Raw genomic sequence first — 24,706 nt, 5'->3', positions numbered from 1 at the left:
TGCCACTCAGCAAAGGAAGATTCATGCAGGCCCCCGCAAACTTGGTCGCGTTCGGCGTTTCCGTCGGCATTGTCGGGCTTTCGGTCGTCCTTCTGGTGACCGGACGCGACATCCTGATTCCCCTCGCGCTGGCGGTAATGATTTGGTACCTGCTCGATGCCCTGGCCCGTCTGTACGGACGGATTCGGATCGGGTCCTGGCGACTGCCGGGCTGGGTCGGCCTACCGGCCGCGCTCGTCACCGTGACGATTGCCTTGGTCGCGATTGCCAACTTGATTGGCGATAATATTGCCGACGTGATCGCCGCCGCGCCAAGCTATCAGGCTAACCTAGAGCGGCTGGTTGCCCAGATCGCCGGTTTCTTCGGCTTTAGCGAAGTGCCCCAACTCAGACAAATGCTGGGGGAAATCGACCTGAGGGGGCTCGCGTCCAATTTTGCGGCAGCGGCGACGGGCATCGTCGGCAACGCCGGCATCATCGTCATTTACGTCCTGTTTCTCCTGATCGAGCAACGCAGCTTCGACAAGAAGATGAAGGCGATGTTCGAAGATAGTGGCCGGGAAAAGGAGTTTCGCTCACTCCTCCACCACATGCAGACACAGATACAGTCCTACGTCTGGATCAAAACGTTGATGAGTCTGCTGACCGGCGCAGTCAGCTACGTCATCCTCTTGCTGATCGGGGTCGACTTTGCCGCCTTCTGGGCGTTCGTCATCTTCATGCTCAACTACATCCCGACGATCGGATCGATGTTGGGTGTTGTGTTTCCTGCGTTGCTGACGCTGGTCCAGTTCAGTTCGCCGGTACCGTTCATCATTGTTGTCGCCGCGCTCGGTGTGACCCAATTCACGATCGGTAACTTTCTCGAACCACGCATCATGGGCACTACCCTCAACCTCAGTCCGCTAGTGGTGATTCTATCGCTCGTGATTTGGGGAAGCTTGTGGGGGATTGTGGGGGCAATCTTGTGTGTCCCCATTACAGTGATCGGCATGATCGTTTTTGCCCACTTTGAGAAGACGCGACCCATCGCAGTACTTCTATCGGGTAACGGCACAATCAAGTTGGCGAAACAGTGACAACGCTTTCTTCGGCCAGACCCGTTGCAGAGACTGAACGCTTGTGGGCGCCGGTCGTCTCGCGGGCGTCCGCGGTAGCAGCCGATCTCTCGGCGCGCGTTCACGAAACCGAGGCCGCGCGTCAGGTTCTGCCCGACGCCATGCGGTCACTGTATCGCCAGTCCTTACTTCGCCATTTTCAACCGGCAGCATACGGTGGCGACGATTCCCCTTGGGGCATTCAATTCGACATCGGCCGGGTTCTTGCCCAGGCCTGTCCCTCAACCGCCTGGATCGCGACTGTCGTAGCCGCCAATAACTGCTACGCCTGCCGATTCGATACTGAAGCACAGGAGGAGCTCTACGGCGACGGCCATGATGTCCTTGTTGCCAACGCGTCGGTCCAGCAGGGCGTCCGTGTCGTCGCAGACGGCACGGGATACCGCCTTTCAGGTCGGTGGAAGTTTGCCAGCGGAATCGATCACGCACATTGGGTTCTCGTGTCCGGTGCTCAAGTTGATGGCGATGGCGCACCGACCGGCCCACCGCTTTTCTTGCTTGTACCGGCGCGGGACTATGTGATCGAGGATACGTGGTTCGTCTCCGGCATGCGCGGTACCGGTAGCAAGGACATCGTGGTCACCGAGGCCCTCGTACCCGCCCACCGGGCGATGCCGATGGCGTCCTTCTGGGGCGCCGCCCCACCGGGCGGTCGGGCCGACGGTCCGTTTATCTGGCGGTTGGCTCTGGGCGGGTATTTTGGCACCAGCTTGCTCGGGCCCATTGTTGGGATGGCGGAAGGCGGCCTTAAGGCCTACGCCAAGATCACCGGGGTGCGGGTCGGTGTCATGACCGGCGAGGCGGTCGCGAACCAACCGACCGTCCAACTTCGCCTTGCCGAATCCGCCGCCGAAATCGATACCGCGAGACGCGTTCTGCGGGCCCAAATCCACCGATTGCGAGATTTTGGCGAACGCGGACACCCACCCGATCCGGCAACGGTCCGAGGGATGACTCGAGACCGCGCGTTTGCGACACGAATGTGCCAAAATGCTCTTGAGCGGCTTGCGACCACGATGGGCGCCATGGGCATCTTCGACGGCAATCCGGTACAGCAGCAGTTCCGCGACTTGAACGCAGCTGCGACGCAGATTGCCGTCAACTATGATCGTAGTATGATTCCCTTTGGACAGCAGGCCCTAGGGATCGAACCACCGGCCTCAATGATTTGATCGTTGGAAAGTTACAATGACGCATTTTCTCGCTACCGATGAAAAACCGGACGGATACAAGCTTGAGGATATCCTGACGCTGATCCGCAGCGATCTGATAAAGCGCGCAACCAAAATCGTCGACGACAACCGCCCCGAAGCACGGCACGTTCTCGACAACAACATCCGAATACTGAGCCTGTTGTCCGACGCAATCGAACTTGCGAGCGACAGCACCAAGACGCTGGAACGCTCTTTTGGCGCGTCGACCAGCGGTCAGCCGCGCATCGGAAAACGCTAACCGCCGCGCTACGAAGTCTTGGCCGCCTGGACCCGTGCCCAAGTGTCGCGCAACCCCACCGTGCGATTGAATACCGGCGCGGTCGTCGTTGAATCCCTGTCCAAGTAGAAGTAGCCGAGCCGTTCGAACTGGATCGGCTGCCCTTCCGGCGTATCCGCGACCGCGGGCTCGGCACGGCAATCGCCGACGACATCGATAGAGCTCGGATTGAGGTCGTCGAGGAAATCGCCGTCCGCACCCGGGATGGGCCGCGAGAATAGATGATCGTAGAGCCGTGCCTCGATCGTCTTGGCGTGCGCGGCTGAAACCCAGTGCAGCGTCGCCTTCACCTTGCGACCGTCCGGCGCGTTCCCGCCGCGGGTAGCCGGATCGTAGGTGCATCGCAGTTCGACAACCTCGCCGGCGGCGTCTTTGATCACGTCGGTACATCTAATGAAGTAGGCATAGCGCAACCGCACCTCGCTACCAGGCGACAGGCGGTAGAATTTCTTCGGCGGATCCTCCATGAAGTCGTCGCGTTCGACGTAGATCTCGCGAGCGAACGGTACCTGACGAGACCCCGCAGCGGGATCCTCGGGGTTGTTCACCGCCTCGAGCATTTCGGTTCGATCCTCGGGATAGTTTTCGATCACCACCTTGAGGGGGCGCATCACCGCCATGCGCCGAAGGGCCGTTTTGTTGAGAACTTCGCGTACGGCATGGTCGAACATGGCCATATCGACGACGCTATTCGCCCGGGCAACGCCGACACTGGAGATGAACTGGCGAACCGCCTCGGGCGGCACACCACGCCGCCGCAGGCCGGCCAACGTCGGCATACGGGGATCGTCCCATCCGGCGACGCGCCCCTCGTCGACCAACTGAATCAGGCGCCGTTTGGAGAGAACTGTGTACGACAGATTGAGGCGGGCAAATTCATACTGACGCGGGCGCGCGGGCACCGGCAGGTTATCCAAGAACCAGTCGTAGAGCGGCCGGTGATCTTCGAATTCCAGTGTGCACAGCGAGTGCGTGATTCCTTCCAGGGCGTCCGATTGCCCGTGGGCGAAATCGTAGTTCGGATAAATACACCAGTCCGATCCCGTGCGCGGGTGCGGCGCGCGAATAATCCGGTAGATAACCGGATCGCGCAAATTGATGTTGCCCGATCCCATATCGATTTTGGCACGGAGGACGCGCTCTCCATCGCGAAATTCGCCGCCGCGCATCCGCTGGAACAGATCGAGGTTTTCTTCGGTTGTACGATCGCGGAAAGGGCTGTTTCGACCGGGTTCGGTCAACGTGCCGCGATAGTTGCGTATATCCTCGGCACTTAAGTCATCGACATAGGCTTTGCCCGTTTCGATCAAGTGCACCGCCCAACTGTAAAGCTGTTCGAAGTAATCCGACGAGAAATGCAGGTGGTCGCCCCAGTCGAATCCAAGCCAGCGCACGTCGCGTTTGATCGCCTCGATATAGGCGGCTTCTTCCTTCGCAGGATTGGTGTCGTCAAAGCGCAAGTGGCAGCGACCGCCGAATTCTCCGGCAATACCGAAATTCAGGCAGATCGACTTGGCGTGACCAATGTGCAGATAGCCATTGGGTTCGGGCGGAAACCGCGTGACAACGCCGGTATGTCGCCCCGCTGCGAGATCGCTCCGCACAATCTCACGAACGAAGTCGTGTCTCTCGGCCGTCTCGGATTCGGGGGGACTTGTCACGGAAAACACCAGCGGTTGAGGCGCCCCGGCGCGGTTCCGCCCGCGGGCGCCGCGCAAAGAAGAATGGAGGGCGATCGGGGATTCGAACCCCGGACCCGGTGATTAAGAGTCACCTGCTCTACCAACTGAGCTAATCGCCCGACGGCAGATTTCCTAGGGAGTGCGGAGACCGCGGTCAAGGGAAAACGGTTTTGAGCGCTTGCCGCTCGGGTGCCCACGCGATACACCCGCGCACGACAAGCATGTTAGAAAGCCAGTCCCTTGATCCATATTGACGCCGTAACCTACCGAATCGCAGGCCGACCTATCCTTGAGGAGGCCACAGCGACCGTCGATTCAGGCCACCATGTTGGCCTTGTGGGTCGCAACGGCGCGGGAAAAACAACGCTGCTGCGGTTGATTACCGGCCAGATTGAGACCGATCAAGGGGCGATTCGCTTGCCTGCACGGGCGAAGCTAGGTGTGACCCAACAGGAAGCGCCAGACGGTCCGGAGAGCCTCATCGACACCGTGATGAACGCCGACCGCGAACTCACCGATCTACGCCGCGAGGCGGAGCACGAAACCGACCCCGACCGCCTCGGACACATCCACGCTCGACTGGCCCAAACCGACGGTTACGCCGCCGAGGCCCGCGCCGCGCGCCTTCTGGCCGGGCTAGGCTTCGACCACGCCGCCCAGCAACAGCCTTGTGCGTCCTATTCAGGCGGTTGGCGGATGCGCGTCGCCCTTGCCGCGTTGCTGTTCACTGAGCCAGATATTCTGCTATTGGACGAACCGACCAACCATCTCGACCTCGAGGCAACGCTGTGGCTTGAAGATTACCTCCGCCGCTATCGGGGAACGGTGTTGATCGTCAGTCACGACCGCAACCTTCTCAACAACGCGGTCGGCGAAATCCTTCATCTCGATCAAGGCAAGCTAACGCTCTATACCGGCACCTACGACCAATTCGAGAACGCGCGGCGCGAGCGGGCCGCTCAGGACGCCAAGCAGCGGACCCGCCAGTTGGCCGAGCAAGCCCGTATCCAACAATTCGTCGATCGGTTCCGCTACAAAGCGTCGAAGGCTCGCCAGGCGCAATCGCGGCTCAAGGTCCTTGCCAGGATGCAGCCAGTTGTCGAGCTTCCTGGCGAGGAGCGCACCCCGATTTCGTTCCCGGCACCGGAGGAAATGGCGCCGCCGCTCTTCTCGTGCGAGGACGTTTCGTTGGGTTACGGCGACCACACAGTTCTAGAAAACCTGAACCTGCGACTCGACCCGGACGACCGCATCGCCCTGCTTGGCGCCAACGGTAACGGCAAATCGACCTTCATTCGGTTTCTGGCCGGCCGATTGACCGAATTGTCCGGCACGGTGACCCGTCCGAACAAACTTCGCGTCGGGTACTTTGCTCAACACCAGGTGGACGAACTCGACATGACAGCCACGCCATTTGCGGAACTGTCGCGCCGCAGGCCAAAGGACAACCCGCAGCAGATTCGCAACCAACTGGGCGGTTTCGGGTTTTCTAAGGAAAAGAGCGAAACGCCTGTTGCGTCGTTGTCAGGCGGAGAAAAGGCCCGGCTGCTCCTGTCGCTCATGTCCTGCGATCGGCCCCACCTCCTCCTGTTGGACGAACCGACCAATCACCTTGATGTCGTTGCCCGCGAACTTTTGGTCGAGGCGCTGAACGATTATGTCGGGGCGGTTATTGTGGTGAGCCACGACCCACACCTGATCGAGACGACCGCCGATCGCCTGTGGCTGGTGGACGGCGGCGGCATATCGGGCTTCGACGGCGACATCGGCGACTACCGCGATCGCGTTCTCGGGCGCAGCGATGACACCGGCAGCGGAAAATCCAAACCGTCAACCGGAAAGCAGGCACGTCGCCGCGACCGCGCCGCCGAGCGCAAGAGAATCGCCCCGCTGCGAAAGCAAGTCCGGGATGCCGAAAGCCGAATTGCCGAACTTCAGGCCCGTCAGGCAGCGTTAGAAACCGAGCTTGCCAAGCCGGGCCTCTATCAGGAGAGACCGGACCGCGTGATCGAGATCAACAAAGCGGTCGCGATGATCAAAGAAGAGATCGTGGCGGCGGAAGGTCTATGGCTGGCCCTACAGGGCGAATTGGACTCTGTGGACGCGCCCGCTGACGCCTAGGTCGGGTCCAGGCCGGGACGGCGTGGGATCGGAATATCCCGGTGGATGTAGACGCTTAGCACAAGGCCAAAACCGATCAAGATCGACACCATCGCGCTCCCCCCCCAAGAGATCAGCGGGAGCGGAACGCCGACCACCGGAATCAGCCCCATTACCATTGCAATGTTGATGAAGAGATAGAGGAAGAAGGTTGTGGTCACACCGACCGCCAACAGGCGGCCAAATTGACTGCGGGCACGAAAGGCGACGGCAAAGCCGTAAATCAGAATTGCCGTGTAGAGTCCGAGCAGAATCAACCCGCCGACAAGCCCGAACTCCTCGCCCAGTGTCGTGAAGATAAAGTCGGAATGCTTTTCGGGCAGGAAGTTCAGGTGGCTTTGGGTACCCAAGAGATACCCCTTACCCCAAAGACCGCCCGACCCTAGGGCGATCTTGGATTGCATGATCTGGTAACCCGCGCCGAGAGGGTCGCGCTCTGGGTTGAACAAAGTTAAGACCCGTTCGCGCTGGTAGAGGTGAAGACGATCCCAAACGAAGGGAATCGCTCCAAGCGCACCAACGAACACGAGAGCGAACTTCCACCAAAGCACCCCTGCGGCAAAGAACAAGGCGCCCGCGCCCAGGAAAAGCAGAATTGCGGTGCCCAGATCCGGCTCGACCAGTACTAGCGCTGCCGGTACGAGCGCCATGACGATCGGGATCAATAACCACCGAAAACGCTGTACATCTTCGGCATTCAGACCATGGAAGTAGCGCGACAATGCGAGGACAAGTGCAATCTTCATCACCTCGGACGGTTGCAGATTGAAGAACCCGAGATCGATCCAGCGCTGGGCACCCATCCCAACCTCGCCCATCACCTCGACGATCAGCAGTAGGACTAGTCCAATCGCGTAGAGCGGATACGCCAGACGAAGCCAGATTCGGATGTCCACGAACGCAACGAACAGCATCAAGGACGCACCTACGGCGAAGCGGACCGCCTGACGCGAAGCCCACGGGTCCATCTTGCCGCCGGCTACCGAGTAGAGCATGGCAATACCAAATCCGGCCGTCAGGAAAAGCAAGACAATCAGAAACCAATTGGTGTTTCGGACCTTTTGAAAAAAGGTCATCTCGTTTCGGCGATCGTCCACCAATGCCATGGCGTTATCCGCGCCCCTCGGCCTGAGGCCGCACCGTCGCCAGCGATCCGCGGCCCGCGCGTTCGAGTTCCTGGACCTTGATCAAGATATCGCGTGCAAGGGGTGCCGCAGCGCTGGATCCCGACCCGCCATGTTCGACCACCACCGATACTGCGTATCGCGGCGCGGATGTGGGCGCAAACGCAACGAAGAGGGCGTGGTCGCGCTGCTCCCAAGGCAACTCGTCATTGCGCAGAACCCGATTCTCACGTTCGGCCCGGGTTATTCGGCGGACCTGCGACGTACCGGTCTTTCCCGATAGCGCCATCGAGGTATCCTTGATGCGCGCAGCAAACGCGGTCCCGGTCGGCACATTGGAAACGCGACGCATCGCTTCAACAACGAGCTGAAGCGCATTTCTTCCGATCGGCATGCGCTCCGGCTCTGTGACGGTTTCGCCGCTTTCCGGAGAGTCCATGATGAGCCGGGGCTTCACCGCGAAACCACCATTGGCAATGCGCGCAGTCATCACCGCAAGCTGTAACGGAGTGATCAATACGAAGCCTTGGCCGATGCCTGCGACTAACGTTTCTCCCTGTTGCCACGCCTCGCCTGTGCGCGCCTTTTTCCATTCTCGCGTCGGCATCAAGCCCTTGCGCTCCGCGGGAATTTCGATGCCAGTTTCCACGCCGAGACCGAAGTGCCGTGCGGTCTCGGCAATGCGATCGATCCCAACGCGTTTGGCTATGTCGTAGAAATAGACGTCGCATGACTGTTCGATCGCATCGAGCATCTCCATGTTGCCGTGGCCGGTTCGTTTCCAGCAATGAAACCGTTGGTTTCCTAAATCAACATGCCCTGAACAAAAGATCTTCTGCTCGGGCGAAACCAAGCCAGCATCCAACGCCGCCATAGCCACGATCATCTTGAAGGTCGATCCTGGTGGGTATTGTCCGGCAATCGCCTTGTTCATCAATGGATTGCGGGGGTCGCCCGTCAGGTCGGTCCACGCTTGCTGCGTGAGGCCGATGTTGAATGCCTGCGGATCGAAGCCGGGGGTCGATGCCAGCCCCAGAACCTCGCCAGAGTGAATGTCCATGACGACCGCCGAGGCACTCTCGTCGCCCAGAAGATCCATCATATGGTTTTGCAGCTCGGCATCGAGGGAGAGACGGAGATCTTCGCCAGGCTGACCCTCGCGCCTGTTGAGTTCGCGAATCACGCGGCCGAAAGCATTGACTTCCACCCGGCTGACCCCTGCCTTACCGCGCAAATACTCTTCGCGGGTCCGCTCGATACCACTCTTGCCCACGCGAAACCCGGGCAACTCAAGCAACGGATCACCGGTTAGGTCGCGTTCGCTGACAGCACCGACATAACCGACGACGTGCGCCATTTTTCCGCCGTAGGGATAGGCCCGAGTCTCACCGATGTCGGGCTGAATCCCCGGCAGGTCGGGCGCATAGACGTTGACACGGGCAAACTCTTCCCAGGTCAAGTTCTCGGCGACCGTTACCGGCACAAACGATCGGCGCCGCTTCACTTCACGCAACACCTTCGCCCGCTCATAGGCATCAAGGGGGATAAGTTCGGCTAGGGCTTCCAGCGTCTGCGCGACGTTGTCTGCCTGTTCTGCGATCAAAACGACGCGGTAGTTCTGTTGATTGTTCGCCAACTCGACCCCGGTGCGGTCGAGAACGCGACCCCGCGGGGGCGGCAACAGCCGCAGATTGATCCGGTTCTCGTCTGCGAGCAGTTTGTACTGCTCGGATTCGATGACTTGGAGATAGTACATCCGCGCGGCAAGCCCCGTTACTAGAGCGGCTTGGGCGCCGCCGAGCAGGAGCGCGCGGCGTGTGAACGTGCGGTGAGTATTGAGGTCGCGCTTCACTAGATTCTACCGACTATCCGTCGGGTCGCGCTCATGAACCAGCTCATGACAGGATAGAATGCGGCAGTGAGCAGGGCCTGAACCAGTACCGTTCCGGGGTTCGCAAACGCGCCTACGTAAAAAGACCCCAATATCCAGATCGCGAAGAAAACGACTGGAGTTACCAACGCAAATCCCAACCATTCGACGACGAATTTCTTGCCCAGAAAGAATCGCCGTTGGGACGCCATGACAAATAGAACCAACAGGAAGACTAACGCCCACATCCCGAGCGGGCCGCCACTAAGGATGTCCTGGAGAAGCCCGAGGATGAACGCAAGTGGGCCGGGCAGCAGGTCTGGGCGATATATTCCCCAATGAAATATCGCCATCAATGCTAACGGCGGCATGAGCTGTGCACTTCCGGGAAAGTTGTAAGGTGCAATGGAAAGCAGCACGAGCACCAGGGCGAGCAGGCCCGGCGTTCCATTTCTGGCGATCTGCGAGAGGCGGTCGCCGACGGAATCGGACATATCAGCGCTTACCATCTGCACCGACTTCCAGGCGCGGCAGGTCGTACCGAACGACGCGGACAAATTCCAACCTGTGCCAATTAACAAGCGGTTGGACCCTAACGCCGCCGTCTCCAGTTGATGCGACGACCCCTATCGGCAAACCCGGCGGTAGGAGTCCGCCGTGGCCGGAAGTGACAATCGGATCACCGGGTTGAACCTGCGCCTGATTGGGCAGAAACACCAATTGCGGCCATTCGGAGTTGTCCCCAGCGAGCACCCCCCGCTGCCCGGAACGCTCGTTCACTACAGGAACGCGCGAGTTTAAGTCGCTTAGAAGCAAGACACGGGACGAGCGTTCGCCGACCTCCGCGATACGGCCTACCATCCCCTCTGCATTCACGACGGCCTGCCCCTTGGCGACGCCGTCACGAAGACCGGCGTTGAGGAGAACGGTTCGCACGAAGGGCCCACCGGCATCGGCCACGACCCGAGCCGCGACCAAAAACGACGACGTTTCAATTTTTGCCGAAAGCAACGATCGGAAAGCCGCGTTCTCCGCCTCGAGTCGCCGCGCAACGGTTTGCCATTGTAAAAGCCGTTCGTTCTCTTCCTTGACGCGCGCGAGCTCGGTACGTAATTCGATGAGCTCGCCGATATCGCGCACGACGGCGTTGGCGGCACTAACCGGCCGAGAAACGACATCTAGGATCGGCGTGAAGGCGTCGACGATGCCAAGCCGCGCCCGTTCGACGGCGGCGTTGTCGAATCGTCCCAGCAACATCAGAGCGAACGCCGATCCAACAAGAAGCACGAAGGCGAAGCGCTGCAACAGATTCCGAATGGGAACCGCAGCTTTTAGGACGCTACGTTGTGGCGCTCTCAACGCTCATGACTCCCGTTGTTCCAGCTACGCCCCTCCCCATGCGGCGCGGCGGTCAATACTGTTGGTACAAAACGCCTTTCAGCGACTTTAGCTCCTCAAGCGCACGGCCGGTGCCGAGCGCGACGCAACTCAGCGGCTCATCCGCAATGGACACCGGGAGACCCGTTGCATTGCGAAGAACCATGTCGAGATTGCCGAGCAGCGCACCGCCGCCAGTCAGGACGATACCCTTGTCGACGATGTCGGCGGCAAGCTCGGGCGCAGTATGCTCCAAAGCCACTTTCACGGCCTCGATGATGGCGCCGACCGGTTCAGCCAACGCTTCGGCGATTTGCCGCTGCGAGATGATGAGTTCCTTAGGAACCCCGTTCATCAAATCGCGGCCCTTGATCTGCATCGAATCGCCGTTGCCGTCTTCCGGCGGACAGGCGGTACCGATCTGCTGCTTGATCCGCTCGGCGCTCGATTCACCCACGAGGAGGTTATGGTTGCGGCGAATGTAGGCGATGATCGCCTCATCCATTTTATCGCCGCCGACCCGAACCGATCGCGCATAAACGATGCCGCCGAGGGACAGAACGGCGACCTCGGTGGTGCCGCCACCTATATCGACCACCATCGATCCGGTTGGCTCGGTCACCGGTAGTCCGGCACCGATCGCTGCCGCCATCGGCTCCTCGATTAAGTAAACCCGCCGCGCACCGGCGCTCTCTGCCGACTCTTGAATCGCCCGCCGCTCGACCGCCGTAGACCCGGACGGAACGGCAATTATGACCTGTGGACTGGCAAAACTCCGCCGGTTATGCACTTTGCTAATGAAATGCTTGATCATTTCCTCGGCGATCTCGAAATCGGCGATAACCCCGTCGCGGAGCGGGCGAATGGCCTCGATGTTGCCTGGCGTACGTCCGAGCATCATCTTGGCTTCGTCGCCCACCGCGAGAACTTGTTTCTTGCCTCGCTGGTTGATGATGGCAACCACCGACGGTTCGTTCAGGACAATGCCCCGTCCCTTGACATAGACCAACGTGTTGGCCGTCCCCAGGTCGATTGCCATGTCGGCCGACATTATCCCGAACAAATTAGAAAACATGTTTGCCAAGCCTCATTCCCACCGATCACAAAAAATAGCGGCCATGTCAGGCTGACATTGCCGTAGGTGCCGTCTTCTCGCGCTTTACCAAAAGTTTGTTCAGCGCGTTGATATAGGCCCGTGCGCTCGCGACCAACGTATCGGTATCGGCGCCCAGCCCGTTGACCGTCTTGCCGTTCTCCTCCAGCCGAACGGTTACCTCGGCCTGCGCATCGGTGCCGCCCGTCACGGCATGCACCTGATAGAGTTGCAGATTCGCCGTATGGGGAAATAGCGCGCCAATCGCATTGAAGGTCGCATCGACCGGACCGTCGCCGGTGGCGTGGGTCGATTTGGCGACGCCGTCGATCTCCAACTCGAGATCGGCGGTCTGCGGCCCCCTGGAGCCGGCAACAACCTGCAGCGCGACGAACTGGATCCGGTCGTTCGTCCGAACTTCATCGTCCACCAAGGCAACGATATCTTCGTCGAAGACTTCCTTCTTCTTGTCGGCCAGATCTTTGAAGCGGCGGAACACGTCCTGTATGGCATTGTCGCCCAGTTCGAAGCCGAGTTCGGTCAGCTTTTTGCGAAACGCGTGTCGGCCTGAGTGTTTGCCAAGAACGAGATTGGACTGGGTCAGGCCGACCGACTCGGGCGTCATGATCTCGTAGGTTTCGGCATTCTTGAGCATGCCGTCCTGGTGGATGCCCGATTCATGCGCGAACGCATTGGCACCGACGATGGCTTTGTTGGGCTGTACGGCGAACCCGGTGATGGTCGAAACCAGCCGCGAAGCTTTAGTGATGTTTTCGGTTCGTATTCCGGTGCTGTAAGGCATCGCATCCCGACGGGTTCGCAACGCCATGACAATTTCTTCGAGCGCCGCGTTGCCGGCACGTTCGCCCAACCCGTTGATGGTGCATTCGACCTGGCGCGCACCAGCGGCGACACCGGCCAAGGAGTTCGCAACAGCCAGCCCCAAGTCGTTGTGACAATGCACCGAAATCCGGGCTTTATCGATATTGGGGACCCGATTTCGAACCTCTTCGATCAGCGAAGTATATTCCGACGGAATGGTGTAACCCACCGTGTCGGGGATATTGATCGTCGTCGCACCCGCTTTGATCGCTGTCTCGATCACGCGGCAGAGAAAATCCCGTTCCGATCGGGTCCCGTCTTCGCACGACCACTCGACGTCGTCGGTGTTATTGCGGGCGCGCGTGACCGAGTCCTGAACCGCTTGATGCACCTCTTCCGGGGTCATCTGGAGCTTGAACTTCATGTGCAGCGGACTTGTGGCGATGAACGTATGAATTCGTTTCCGCGCTGCGGGCCGCAGGGCCTCCGCCGCACGGTCGACATCCTTGGCACCGGCACGGGCCAAGCCGCACACGATCGATTCCTTGACCAGCTTCGCGATCTCGTTGACGGCCTCGAAATCGCCGTTGGAGGCAATCGGAAATCCAGCCTCGATGACATCGACGCCCATCGCCTCGAGCATCAGGGCAATGCGACGCTTTTCTTCGAGATTCATCGACGCGCCGGGCGATTGCTCGCCGTCGCGCAGGGTCGTATCGAAAATGATGACGCGCTCGGATTCGGGAATGGTGTTCATTGTCTCGTTCCTTCAGAAAATTGGATCACTGGACTTGTTCAACTCCCCTGAACGAGCCCGTATCCACATACGTGCCGCTCAGGGGCGCGTAAGTCGAAGGACGAGGAACCGGTCGCGCACGCACGCCAATGCAGCCAAAGCTGGCCGTTGGATGTTATCCAGTTGAGAAGTTTTGCTCATTGGATTCTTCACAGTGAATCAGTGCGTTAGCGAATTACCTTACAGTGAATACTCGCAAAATTCGGTAAGAGTACTCACAAAACCTGACAATTGTGGGTTTTACGCCCTTTTGTGGCCTCCATGCAACAGGTTTCGATGAATCGCACGGCATCAGAAGGACGAATTCGGCTCCAGGAGGAATGCCGCCTCTTCTTCGGTGGTGGGCCGGCCGAGGATCGTGTTGCGGTGAGGGAAGCGACCGAAGCGCGCAACTATGTCGCGGTGTTGCTGGGCGGCTTCGCGCCCCCGCGCGACGATCTCGCTATCGGGAAGTTCTCGGAAGAGACGAACGCACGTGTCTTGGTGCGCCAGGTTCTCGCTATGCATCAAGGGCATGTAGAAGAACCATTTCTGGATCAGAGGAAATGCCAGGTGATGATCTTGTTCGATGGCGCCGGTTGCTACCTCGACGGCATACTCGTCGGCCTCGTACATCGCCGGGTTGTCGCGAAACATGTTTCGGGAAAACTGGTCGAGTACGACAACCAGCGCCAATGCTGTACGCGGGGCGCCACGCCACCCATCGAGTGTACGCGCTGCGGCGCTGCGATAAAGCGCGCCGAACTTTTGGCGAATCGTCTCGTCGAACGCGGGATCCTTTTCAAACCAGGCTTTGCGGAAGACGAAAGCGCCGGTTTCATCGCGGTCGCTGAACCAAAAATCGATTACATCTTTCGCCGATCGGTCGGCCATTCTGCTAGTCCCCTCTTCTTTGTCGCCGCGTGCGTCGCCGGACCACCCAGTGGAGCGTTCCCCAAACCAGCAATCCGCTTGCTGCCAACGTAAGCCACGATTGCCATGGCATCGCCGACATGTTGTGGCCGAGAACGACCATTACCACCGTGACCGGCAGGATACCTAATCCAGTCGCGAGCGCGAATGTCGCAAGGCTCACCGTCGTTAGCCCCGCGGCGTAGTTCACCAGATTGAACGAAATAACCGGCAGGAACCGGCTGAAAAAGACTGCCTGCCAGCCGCTGCGCGCGGCCCATTGGTCGAGGCGAAGACGGTGCCGGTTGGGGACCACCGCCTCGACGAACGGTCGACCCAGCCACCTCGCTAAACCGAACGCAACGAAGGCGCCAAGCATGGCGCCGACCCAGGTTATCGCCGCACCCCACACCGGGCCGTAAACCATTCCGTTCGCAAAGGCGACGAACTCGGCCGGAAACGGCACGAACGAATGGACGATCATCAGGCCGATCGATCCTGCCACGCCCCAACCCCCCGCATCGCGCATGAACTGCGCGAAAGCCTCCGTAGAAATATCCATCTCTTCCAAAGCCGGCAGGACGGGCGGCAGGTAACGCACAGCTAAAAAGCCACCAAACACCAGGACCGCAACGGTCGTAAGCGTTCTCCACCACAGGCGCGACCGGCGGCGTGTTCCGCGTTCAGTTGTTGGTCGCAAATTATTCACCGGAACGGCCCCGCCCCTAGCCGCACAGGCATTAGAAGACAAAAAAAGGGCCGGCGCGAGGCCGGCCCTGTCACACCCTGGTGAGGCGTTGCGGTTAGTTCTTGGTCTTGTCGACCAACTTGTTCTGCGAGATCCACGGCATCATCGCCCGCAAACGTTCACCGACTTCTTCGATCGGATGTTCGGCCTGCCGTGCCCGCACCGCTTTGAAGCTGGTCTGCCCGACCTCGTTTTCCAACATCCAGTCGCGCGCAAATTGGCCGGTCTGAATTTCGTTCAAAACCCGTTTCATTTCGGCTTTGGTTTGATCGGTAATGATCCGCGGACCACGTGTGTAGTCGCCGTACTCGGCGGTATTCGAGATCGAGTAGCGCATGTTCGCGATGCCGCCTTCGTAGATCAAATCGACGATCAGCTTGACCTCGTGGAGGCACTCGAAATACGCCATTTCCGGCGCGTAGCCAGCCTCGACGAGGGTTTCGTAACCGGCTTGGATCAAACTCGTCAGACCGCCGCAGAGAACAACCTGCTCGCCGAACAAATCTGTCTCGCACTCCTCGCGGAAGCTCGTCTCGATAATGCCGGCGCGGCCGCCGCCGATCCCCGAGGCATAGGACAAGCCGATGTCGTGGGCGTTACCGGTCGAGTCCTGCGCCACGGCAATCAAGCAGGGAACCCCGCCGCCGCGGGCGTATTCGGAGCGTACCGTGTGGCCGGGCCCTTTCGGAGCCACCATGAAGACATCCAAATCGCTGCGCGCCTCGATCAGTTTGAAGTGGATATTCAGACCGTGGGCGAACGCGAGCGCGGCGTTCTTCTTCATGTTGTCGTGCAAATGTTCGCGGTAAATGTGGCGCTGAAGCTCGTCCGGGGTCAGCATCATCACGACGTCGGCCCACTTAGCCGCTTCGGACACGTCCATGACCTTGATGCCCGCTGCCTCGGCCTTGGCGCGACTGCTTGAATCCGGTCGAAGCGCAACGACGACCTCTTTGGCACCCGAGTCTTTCAGGTTGAGGGCGTGCGCGTGGCCTTGGCTGCCATAGCCGACGATCGCGACTTTCTTCGATTTGATCAGGTTTACATCCGCATCGCGGTCGTAATACACGCGCATAGCTATCCTCTTGGTAGGTTGTTTAAAGGGCGTCTGCGCCCCGACTAATGGCGACGACTCCGGTCCGCGACACGTCGACCAATCCCAGGGGTTTCATCAATTCGACGAAGGCATTGAGCTTTTCGCTGGCACCTGTCAATTCGAAAACAAAGGAATCGTTTGTGCTGTCGACCACGCGGGCGCGGAAGATATCCGCAATGCGCAAACTCTCCACCCGCGGCTCGCCCTTCCCCGATACCTTGATCAGGGCGAGTTCGCGCTCGACATAAGGCCCTTCGATCGTCAAATCGCGCACCTTGTGAACCGGTACCAGGCGGCTCAACTGCGCCTTGATCTGCTCGATCACCATCGGAGTCCCGGAGGTCACGATCGTGATGCGCGAGCGCAGATTGGAGGGGTCGGTCTCTGCCACCGTCAGGCTCTCGATGTTGTAGCCTCGGCCCGAAAACAATCCGATCACGCGGGCCAAAACACCCGCCTCATTGTCGACAAGTAGCGCGATCGTGTGTCGCCGCGCCCGTTTTTCCGTTGCCGCCATGGATGTGTTCCTAAACCAACGCCTTGCCGGCGTCCGAGACCTCGCGGACCTCCGAGGCACCGAGAATCATTTCGTTGTGGGCGGACCCGGAGGGAATCATCGGGTAGCAGTTCTCGGCCTGGTCCACGACGATATCGGCAAGCACCGGACCGTCTGTTTGCAGCATCTCTTTGATCACGCCGTCGACATCGGCCGGGCGATGGGCCCGCAGCCCCTTGGCGTGGAAGGACTCTGCCAGCTTGACGAAATCCGGCAGCGCCGCCGAATAGCTCTCGGAATAACGGCCGCCATGCAGGAGTTCTTGCCACTGCCGCACCATGCCCATGTATTCGTTGTTCAAGATAAATATCTTGATCGGCAGTTTGTATTGGACGGCCGTGGACAGCTCTTGAATGCACATCAGGATCGACGCTTCACCCGCAATGTCCACGACAAGGGCATCCGGATGCGCGAGCTGAACGCCAATTGCGGCGGGCATGCCATACCCCATTGTCCCAAGCCCGCCCGACGTCAACCAATGGTTCGGCGATTCGAACTTGTAGAATTGAGCGGCCCACATCTGATGTTGGCCGACTTCGGTCGTAATGAAGGTCTCTCGGTCCTTGGTCAGCGCATAGAGGCGTTCGATCGCATATTGCGGCTTGATCACCGAATCGTTCTGGTCATAGCGTAGGCAGTCGCGACCGCGCCATCCATCGATCGTTCGCCACCAATCCTTGAGTGCTTTCTTGTCGCAGGACAACCCGTCGGCTTTCCAGACGGCGATCATGTCCTCTAGAACCGAGCCGACATCGCCGACAATCGGAATATCGACGGGAACGTTCTTGTTGATCGAGGACGGATCGATATCGATGTGGATCTTCTTGGACTTGGGACTAAATGCATCGAGCCGCCCTGTGATCCGGTCATCGAACCGCGCACCGATGCACACCATCACATCGCAATCGTGCATCGCGAGGTTCGCTTCGTAGGTGCCATGCATCCCGAGCATGCCGACAAACTGAGGGTCCGACCCGGGAAACCCGCCCAATCCCATGAGCGTATTGGTCACCGGCGCGCCTGTGAGGCGTGCCAGTTCGGCAAGCCGCTTCGAGGCTTCCGGACCCGAGTTGATGACCCCTCCGCCCGCATAAAGGATCGGCCTCCTTGCGCCCGCGATGAGCTTGACGGCCCGTTCGATTGCCCCGGCATCGCCCTTAACGCGCGGTTGATAGGTCCGGTGGACGACCTTTTCCGGGCCGACGTATTTGCCCTTGGCCATCTGGATGTCTTTCGGCATGTCGATGACGACGGGCCCCGGCCTGCCGCTGCGCGAAACATAGAACGCCTCGTGCACTACTCGAGCCACGTCGTCCGCCCGCTTTATCAGGTAGTTATGTTTGGTACACGGGCGGGTAATGCCAGTGGTGTCCGCCTCCTGGAAGGCGTCGTTGCCAATCAGATGGGTTGCCACCTGTCCGGTGATGCAAACGATCGGCACGCTGTCCATCAGGGCATCGGTCAAACCCGTCACGGCATTGGTGGCGCCCGGGCCGGAGGTGACCAGCACGACGCCGACCTTGCCGGTAGAACGGGCATAGCCTTCGGCGGCGTGTACGGCGCCCTGCTCGTGGCGAACCAGGATATGCCGCAGCTTGTTCTGCCCGAAGATCGCGTCGTAAATCGGTAGGACTGCGCCGCCTGGGTAACCAAAGACGACCTCGACACCCTGATCGAGCAAGGCTCGAATGATCATTTCGGCGCCAGTCATTTGATCTCGGCTCATCGCAACACCTTTGTGGCCCCCGGTCACCGAACAACGAAACCGCCCTTCACCCTGATCGAGAGGAACAAGGTTACCCAGGCGGTTGTTAGTTGAGCGATCGGAGGGTCCAGAAACCCCCGGATTCCTTACAATTCGCGGGAACCTAAACGCTTCGCCCAAGGGGGTCAACCACTATTGGCGAATTTTCGCAAAGAAATCGTTAATAGAGGTTTCCGAATCTTGCTGGATTCTAACCCAACTCGTAATTTGATTACGATTCCAGGTGAGTTGCCGCTTCGCGAGACGCCGAGTTGCCTGCTGGCCCAACTCGATCGCACGGGTTCGGTTGAGATCCCCAGCCAGATATCCGGTCATTTCGCGGACACCGACCGCCCGGCGGGCAGGAACGTCGGGCGAGCCTCCGAGGTCGATCAACGCCTGCACCTCGTCCAGACCGCCCCCATCGAACATCTCAACGAACCGCGCGTCGATGCGGCGATAGAGCGTCTCCCGGGGCACCTCAAGCACCCCGCACACGATCGCGCCGCCCAACCCCCCTTGTGGTGGGTCGCGTTGCCACGACGCTATCGACCGCCCCGTCGCAACCAACACCTCCCAGGCCCGCACCAGGCGTTGACTGTCACCGCCCCCCAGGGCAGCGGCAGATTCTGGATCTCGGGCCGCGAGCGCGGCATGGAACGACGTGGGACCAATCCGCGCCATCATGGAACGAGCATCCTCGCGGATGTCGGCGGGCGTATCGGGGATCGGCGCGAGACCGTCGACAAGAGCGCGGAAATAGAGCCCCGTCCCACCGACCACGATCGCCGTCCGCCCCGCGGATTTTGCCGCGGCGATTTCGCGTTGGGCGTCCGTGCGGAAGGCCGCGACCGACCATGGTTGCGCTGCGGGCAACGTTCCGTAGAGCCGGTGCGGTGCGGCTTCCTCCTCGGCGGGCGATGGCCGCGCCGTCAGAATGCGCAACTCGCGATAGACCTGCATACTATCGGCGTTGATAATCGTCGCCCCGCCCATCCGCTCGAGGCGGGAAGCAAATTCGAGGGCCAAGGCCGACTTGCCGCTGGCGGTCGGACCGGTCAATAAGACGACGGGCGGTTCCATAACTAATGAGTTGGTCGTTGTGCCAAAGCCTTACCAGTTTGTTCTACGCCTTGTCACACAGAGCGGTCGCGCATGACCGGAATCGTGACTCTGATTGCCGATCCTCGCCGCCAAGCGCTTGAGGACACCCTGGTCGACGCGGTGGCCCGGGCACTGACCGACGCCGGCTTTGCGCCGGGACTGCCCACGTGGTTGAGCCCTAGCGAGGCAGTCGACCTAGAGCTTCGAGGGGGCGACCTAAAGCGCGCCCGCGCAGTCGCCGAAGCCGCGATTACGGGCGATCCCATCGACGTCGGTGTGCAAGCAGCCGGCAACCGACGCAAGAAACTCCTGATCGCCGATATGGATTCGACGGTAATCGGTCAGGAGTGTATCGATGAACTCGCGGCCGCAATGGGTCTGCGTGACCAGGTGTCGGCCATTACCGAGCGCGCGATGCGCGGCGAGATCGAGTTCGAAGGCGCGCTACGCGAACGCGCGGCCATGCTTGCGGGCCTGAGTGCAGCGGACATGGAAGCTGTGTTGAATACCCGCATCACACTGAACCCGGGCGCCCGCACCTTGGTCGCGACCATGCGTGCGCACGGCGCCTACACGGCGCTGGTGTCGGGCGGATTTACCTTCTTCACCAACCGAATCCGGGAACGGGCCGGATTCGATATCGATCAAGCCAACGAACTCCTGACCGACGGGGCAGGCATGCTCCGGGGTACCGTAGGTGAACCCATTCTCGGGCGGGCCGCTAAGCGCGACGCTCTCGAAAATCTAGCCGCTTCTCGTGGATGTGCGATTGCGGATACGTTGGCTGTTGGCGACGGCGCGAACGATCTGGCGATGATCGAAGCAGCCGGCCTCGGAGTCGCTTTCCACGCCAAACCGACCGTTGCCGACCAAGCCGACGTCCGAATCGAGTACGCAGACCTGACCGCTCTCCTATTTTTGCAGGGGTACCCGCGCGACGCGTTCATCAACCCCTGCGAATAAGAAAAGGGGTACCCTCGAGCACCCCTTCCCATCGCCTATCCTGTCAGCGCCTTACCCTTGATCGAGGCGGACCGCGACGAAGCGCAGATCGCCCGATCGCTCCACCAGCAGCAGAACCGATTTTCTGCCTGATTCCTGGACGCCCTTAATCTTGTCTGCGACTTCCTGTGGACTGGCCACTTGCTCCTGATTGACCTCGACGATGACGTCGCCGGGCCTGATGCCGCGCTCCGCCGCCGTGCTGTCCCCCTCGACACCGGTGACCACCACGCCCTTGGACTCCTCGCCGAGTTGAAACTCGTTACGTGTTTCCGGGGTCAACGGCGACAACGTCATCCCGAGCGCTTCGCTGCGCCCCGGTGTCGGTTGATTTGGCGCGAAGGCCGCTTCCTGGACCTCTTCTAGTTCACCGACTTTGACGCGAAGTTTTTTCTCCGCTCCCTTGCGCCAAACCACGACACTGACAGTCTGACCGATTTCAGTGTCGGCGACGATGCGCGGCAAAGTCCTCATTTCGACGACAGGACGATCGGCGAACTCCAATATCACGTCGCCAGCTTCAATCCCCGCCTCAGCGGCGGGCCCGCCATCGTTGACCTTGGATACGAGAGCGCCGCGCGGCTTGTCGAGCCCAAGGCTTTCCGCGATCTCGTCATTCACGGTTTGAATTTGAACCCCTAGCCAACCGCGTTTGGTTTCACCGAACTCAATCAGTTGTTGGACGACACGCTTTGCGAGGTTGGAGGGAATCGCGAAGCCAATGCCGACCGATCCGCCCGAAGGCGAAAAGATCGCCGTGTTGATGCCGATAACCTCGCCGTCGAGATTGAACATCGGCCCACCGGAATTGCCGCGGTTAATCGAGGCGTCGGTCTGGATGAAATTATCGTAGGGACCGGCGTTTATGTTGCGACCGCGGGCGGAAATAATGCCCGCCGTCACCGATCCGCCCAGGCCAAAGGGGTTACCGATCGCGACAACCCAGTCACCAACTCGGGAGACCTCGGAATCGCCCCACGGAACCGCCGGTAAGTCTTGATCGGCTTTGATCCGTAGCACCGCGAGATCGGTCTTTTGATCGCGCCCCACGATCTCCGCGGGAAACGAGGTGTTGTCATCGAATATTACCGTGATCTCATCAGCATCCGCGATGACATGGTAGTTGGTCACCACGATGCCAGACTTGTCGATCACAAAACCGGAACCCAACGATTGCGCGCGGCGTTGCGGACCGGGTGCGCCGTCGCGCTGCTGACGATCGAAGAAATCGCGGAAAAAGTCCTCGAACGGCGATCCCGGCGGTGCCTGGGGCCGTTCGCTCTGCACGACCGCGCGGGCCGACTGCGACGTTGAGACGTTTACGACCGCAGGCTTCAGGCGCTCGGCGAGATCGGCAAAACTAATTGGCCGATCCGCAGCTTGCGCAACCGACGCCAGCACCATTGCGGCCAACAGGACCAATGCCCCAAAGGACCACCTACCCATTCTAAAGACTTCTCCGGAGGGTTGGTGGCGAACCATACTGGAACGGGGCCGATCAGGTTTCGACATCGAGGCGATACTCCCACAGGCGATTCGGCCACCAGGATCGGTTTGGCCTGTTCCCATAAACACGACCGACCGGGGATCATTCCGGCGCGACCGCTCAATCAATATATGGCTCCGGGCATTGTCGGGACAAGCTAGCGACCAGCGTGGTCTAAAGGCGAACGATTGCCACCAGAACTAGCCCAGCCAGTGCCAAGCCAAGGCCGACGGCCCGCAGGCTGCCGCTCTCCTGCTGAAGAACCGCGGCCATCAACCGTTTCATCCGGTCAGGCATCGACGCGTAAAGGATGCCTTCAAGGATCAGGGCAATGCCGAGCCCGACAATCAGTATCTCCAAAGAGAACCTCGGAGGACGGGTATCACCGTCTTGTTATCGCTTTCGACCTATCGATGGGGCGGCGCGACCCTATTGTTGGGCCGCCCGCCCCGGGAACAAGACCGACTCGAAGTTTTGGAAGTAACGGAAGAACTCGCTATCTGGCGACAGGACCATGCTCGTATCTTCCTTGGCCAGAGTGTTTTCGTAGGCAAGCATTGCGCGGTAAAAGGCAAAGAAGTCCGGGTCCTGACCATAGGCTTCGGCGAATACCTTGTTGCGCAGGGCATCGCCCTCACCGCGAAGGATTTGCGAATCGCGCTGGGCTTGGGCCGTAATCACGACACGCTCGCGATCCGCTGTCGCCCGAATGCGTTGGGCTTGCTCGGCGCCCTGGGCACGGAACTCTGCCGCTTCGCGCTCACGTTCGCGCTGCATACGCCGGAAAATGGCTTGACTGTTCTCCGACGGTAGATCCGCACGCTTGATCCGGACATCGACTACCTCGATCCCGAGGTTTGCAGTTTGTTGGCCAACCAAGTTCGTAATCTGCGCCATCAGCGCCGGGCGCTCATCGGTCAGTACTGACGACAGCGGCACTTCACCAAGAACCCGCCGAAGGCTAGAGTTCACGATCGGCCCCAACCGGGTCTCGGCAACCGCCTGAGTCTGAACCGAGATAAAGAACCGAAGCGGGTCGACGATCTTGTAACGCGTGAAGGTATCGACGACGAGCCGCTTCTGATCGGCCGCAATGATTTCTTCAGCGGGGCCGTCATAGTTAAGGATGCGTTTATCCAATGTCTCAACGTTCTGGATAAACGGTATTTTGAAATTCAGCCCCGGCTCGCTGATAACCCGCTTCGGATCGCCGAACTGCAGCACGATCACTTGCTGAGTTTGATGAACTGTGAAGAGCGACGATGCAGCTCCGATTACAACGATGAGGGCCGCGACGGCCAGGACGATGAGAGCGCTACGTTTCATTGGCTGCCTCCTGCGCTGCCGCTTGCGGCGGGGGTGCGAGTCAGTTCATTGAGCGGAAGATAGGGAACGACGCCGCCTTGGCCGGAATCGGAATCGATGATGATCTTGGTCATGTTACCGAGAACTTTTTCCATCGTTTCCAGATACATACGCCGTGCAGTGATCTCCCTAGCGTTCTTATACTCGCCATAGATCGACAAGAACCGCTGAGCGTCGCCTTCCGCGGTCTGAACGACCTGTTCGCGGTAAGCTTCTGCTTCGAGGACCAAGCGAACCGCGTCACCACGCGCACGCGGCAAGATATCGTTGGCGTAGGTTTCGGCTTCGTTCCGTTGGGTTTCAAGGTCGGCGCGGGCCCGTTGCACATCGCGGAAGGCATCGATCACTGCGCCCGGAGGATCGACCTTCAACAACTTCACTTCATTAACGCTGATGCCCGCCTGGTAACCATCTAGGATCTGCTGAATTTTGTCGCGGGTTTGCTGTTCGATCGCAGCACGACCTTCGGCCACGGCAAACTGGAATTCGGACTGGCCGATGGACTCGCGCACAGCGCTTTCCGCTGCATTCTTGACCGTAGATTCCGGATCTTCGATGTTGAACAGGAACCGGCCCGCGTCGTTGATCACCCAAAACACCGTCAGGTCGATGTCCACAATGTTTTCATCGCCCGTCAGCATCAGGCTTTCTTCAGGTAGATCACCTTGGCTACCGCGGCGGCCTTCGCCGGTCCGGAACCCGACTTCGACCCGCTGAACCCGCGTGACTTGGGGTGTCAGCACCGTCTCGATGGGGCTTGGAAGATGATAGTGAAGGCCCGGCGCCGTGGTGTTGACGAATTCGCCGAACCTGAGAACGACCCCCTGTTCATCCGGCGCAACACGGTAGAAACCGGTCAAGAGCCAGATCACAACCACAGCGAGAAGGGCAACAAGAATGGCCTTCGGTCCGCGGCCACCGCCTGGCAGGAACCGGCGAAACCGTTCTTGGCCGCGGCGAAGCATGTCTTCAAGATCCGGCGCCTGAGGTTGGCGCCCAGACGAACCACCGTTTTGTCCGCCCCATGGACCGCGACCGCCACCCTGCCAGCCGCCTCCCTGATTGTTCCAAGGCATCGGAATTCCTTCGTTTATTGTGGGAAGTTCGCTGCGTTCATTTGTCTTTACGCTGTTGCGGGTTATATGACACGTATGGCCCCTGCTGCAAACAAACCTCAGGCC

22 protein-coding genes and 1 tRNA gene are annotated in these 24,706 nt (G+C 59.9%); 5 read left to right on the top strand and 18 right to left on the bottom strand.

Features of this window, described 5'->3' with window-relative positions; genetic code table 11:
* Positions 1–23: 23 nt before the first annotated feature.
* The 3 genes from RID42_09705 to RID42_09695 are packed head-to-tail and all read left to right on the top strand — an operon-like array spanning position 24 to position 2,570.
* A complete protein-coding gene (locus tag RID42_09705) occupies positions 24–1,079 on the top strand; it encodes an AI-2E family transporter (protein MEQ8247945.1) in 1,056 nt (351 codons plus the stop codon).
* A gap of 41 nt (positions 1,080–1,120) precedes the next feature.
* Complete coding sequence (locus RID42_09700) at positions 1,121–2,290, top strand: acyl-CoA dehydrogenase family protein (protein MEQ8247944.1); 1,170 nt, start codon at positions 1,121–1,123, stop codon at positions 2,288–2,290.
* 16 nt (positions 2,291–2,306) lie between these two features.
* Positions 2,307–2,570, top strand: coding sequence for a histidine kinase (locus RID42_09695; protein ID MEQ8247943.1), 264 nt, complete (start codon positions 2,307–2,309; stop codon positions 2,568–2,570).
* An 8-nt stretch (positions 2,571–2,578) separates the two neighbouring features.
* Here RID42_09695 and RID42_09690 read toward each other — a convergent pair whose 3' ends face one another.
* Together RID42_09690 and RID42_09685 are read right to left on the bottom strand one after the other, a co-directional pair.
* Entirely contained in the window at positions 2,579–4,270 is a 1,692-nt protein-coding gene (locus tag RID42_09690; GenBank protein ID MEQ8247942.1) for a glutamine--tRNA ligase/YqeY domain fusion protein, read from the bottom strand.
* A 64-nt stretch (positions 4,271–4,334) separates the two neighbouring features.
* Positions 4,335–4,410 (bottom strand) — tRNA-Lys (locus RID42_09685).
* 121 nt (positions 4,411–4,531) lie between these two features.
* Between RID42_09685 and RID42_09680 the strand changes: the two genes are divergently transcribed.
* The gene (locus RID42_09680) at positions 4,532–6,412 is read left to right on the top strand and encodes an ABC-F family ATP-binding cassette domain-containing protein (GenBank protein ID MEQ8247941.1); all 1,881 of its coding nucleotides are present in this window, start codon (positions 4,532–4,534) and stop codon (positions 6,410–6,412) included.
* Here RID42_09680 and rodA read toward each other — a convergent pair.
* From rodA to miaA, 12 genes are all read right to left on the bottom strand, one after another.
* Entirely contained in the window at positions 6,409–7,557 is a 1,149-nt protein-coding gene (rodA, locus tag RID42_09675; GenBank protein ID MEQ8247940.1) for a rod shape-determining protein RodA, read from the bottom strand. The genes RID42_09680 and rodA overlap by 4 nt on opposite strands.
* Positions 7,558–7,561: 4 nt before the next feature.
* Positions 7,562–9,427 carry a penicillin-binding protein 2 gene (gene mrdA, locus RID42_09670; protein ID MEQ8247939.1) on the bottom strand — a complete coding sequence of 622 codons (1,866 nt, stop codon included), beginning with the start codon at positions 9,425–9,427 and terminating at the stop codon, positions 7,562–7,564.
* Complete coding sequence (gene mreD, locus RID42_09665; protein ID MEQ8247938.1) at positions 9,427–9,939, bottom strand: rod shape-determining protein MreD; 513 nt, start codon at positions 9,937–9,939, stop codon at positions 9,427–9,429. The genes mrdA and mreD overlap by 1 nt, the downstream gene beginning before the upstream one ends.
* Position 9,940: 1 nt before the next feature.
* Positions 9,941–10,804: a rod shape-determining protein MreC gene (gene mreC, locus RID42_09660; protein MEQ8247937.1), complete on the bottom strand. Its 864-nt coding sequence runs from the start codon at positions 10,802–10,804 to the stop codon at positions 9,941–9,943.
* A 52-nt stretch (positions 10,805–10,856) separates the two neighbouring features.
* Positions 10,857–11,897, bottom strand: coding sequence for a rod shape-determining protein (locus RID42_09655; protein MEQ8247936.1), 1,041 nt, complete (start codon positions 11,895–11,897; stop codon positions 10,857–10,859).
* A 46-nt stretch (positions 11,898–11,943) separates the two neighbouring features.
* Complete coding sequence (locus RID42_09650) at positions 11,944–13,494, bottom strand: 2-isopropylmalate synthase (GenBank protein ID MEQ8247935.1); 1,551 nt, start codon at positions 13,492–13,494, stop codon at positions 11,944–11,946.
* A 330-nt stretch (positions 13,495–13,824) separates the two neighbouring features.
* Positions 13,825–14,406: a DUF924 family protein gene (locus RID42_09645; GenBank protein ID MEQ8247934.1), complete on the bottom strand. Its 582-nt coding sequence runs from the start codon at positions 14,404–14,406 to the stop codon at positions 13,825–13,827.
* Positions 14,407–14,410: 4 nt separating this feature from the next.
* The gene (locus RID42_09640; GenBank protein MEQ8247933.1) at positions 14,411–14,986 is read right to left on the bottom strand and encodes a TVP38/TMEM64 family protein; all 576 of its coding nucleotides are present in this window, start codon (positions 14,984–14,986) and stop codon (positions 14,411–14,413) included.
* A gap of 241 nt (positions 14,987–15,227) precedes the next feature.
* Entirely contained in the window at positions 15,228–16,247 is a 1,020-nt protein-coding gene (ilvC, locus tag RID42_09635; protein MEQ8247932.1) for a ketol-acid reductoisomerase, read from the bottom strand.
* Between the two features lie 22 nt (positions 16,248–16,269).
* A complete protein-coding gene (gene ilvN, locus RID42_09630) occupies positions 16,270–16,785 on the bottom strand; it encodes an acetolactate synthase small subunit (protein ID MEQ8247931.1) in 516 nt (171 codons plus the stop codon).
* A gap of 10 nt (positions 16,786–16,795) precedes the next feature.
* On the bottom strand, positions 16,796–18,550 hold the full coding sequence (locus tag RID42_09625) for an acetolactate synthase 3 large subunit (GenBank protein MEQ8247930.1): 1,755 nt from the start codon (positions 18,548–18,550) through the stop codon (positions 16,796–16,798).
* A gap of 171 nt (positions 18,551–18,721) precedes the next feature.
* Entirely contained in the window at positions 18,722–19,651 is a 930-nt protein-coding gene (miaA, locus tag RID42_09620; protein ID MEQ8247929.1) for a tRNA (adenosine(37)-N6)-dimethylallyltransferase MiaA, read from the bottom strand.
* A 72-nt stretch (positions 19,652–19,723) separates the two neighbouring features.
* Here miaA and serB point away from each other — a divergent pair, with 72 nt between their 5' ends.
* On the top strand, positions 19,724–20,635 hold the full coding sequence (gene serB / locus RID42_09615) for a phosphoserine phosphatase SerB (GenBank protein MEQ8247928.1): 912 nt from the start codon (positions 19,724–19,726) through the stop codon (positions 20,633–20,635).
* Between the two features lie 51 nt (positions 20,636–20,686).
* On the opposite strand, the gene RID42_09610 is transcribed toward serB, so the two are convergent.
* From RID42_09610 to hflK, 4 genes are all read right to left on the bottom strand, one after another.
* Complete coding sequence (locus tag RID42_09610; GenBank protein ID MEQ8247927.1) at positions 20,687–22,120, bottom strand: DegQ family serine endoprotease; 1,434 nt, start codon at positions 22,118–22,120, stop codon at positions 20,687–20,689.
* Positions 22,121–22,334: 214 nt separating this feature from the next.
* Complete coding sequence (locus RID42_09605) at positions 22,335–22,520, bottom strand: DUF2065 domain-containing protein (protein MEQ8247926.1); 186 nt, start codon at positions 22,518–22,520, stop codon at positions 22,335–22,337.
* Between the two features lie 69 nt (positions 22,521–22,589).
* Positions 22,590–23,486, bottom strand: a complete 897-nt coding sequence (hflC, locus tag RID42_09600) for a protease modulator HflC (protein MEQ8247925.1) — start codon at positions 23,484–23,486, stop codon at positions 22,590–22,592.
* A complete protein-coding gene (hflK, locus tag RID42_09595; GenBank protein MEQ8247924.1) occupies positions 23,483–24,601 on the bottom strand; it encodes an FtsH protease activity modulator HflK in 1,119 nt (372 codons plus the stop codon). The genes hflC and hflK overlap by 4 nt, the downstream gene beginning before the upstream one ends.
* Between the last annotated feature and the right edge of the window lie 105 nt (positions 24,602–24,706).

Source organism: Alphaproteobacteria bacterium, from assembly GCA_040216735.1.
Classification (GTDB): Bacteria; Pseudomonadota; Alphaproteobacteria; order SHVP01; family SHVP01; genus CALJDF01.
Note: the sequence above shows the minus strand (reverse complement) of the source record. Positions and strands in the feature narration are given on the sequence as shown.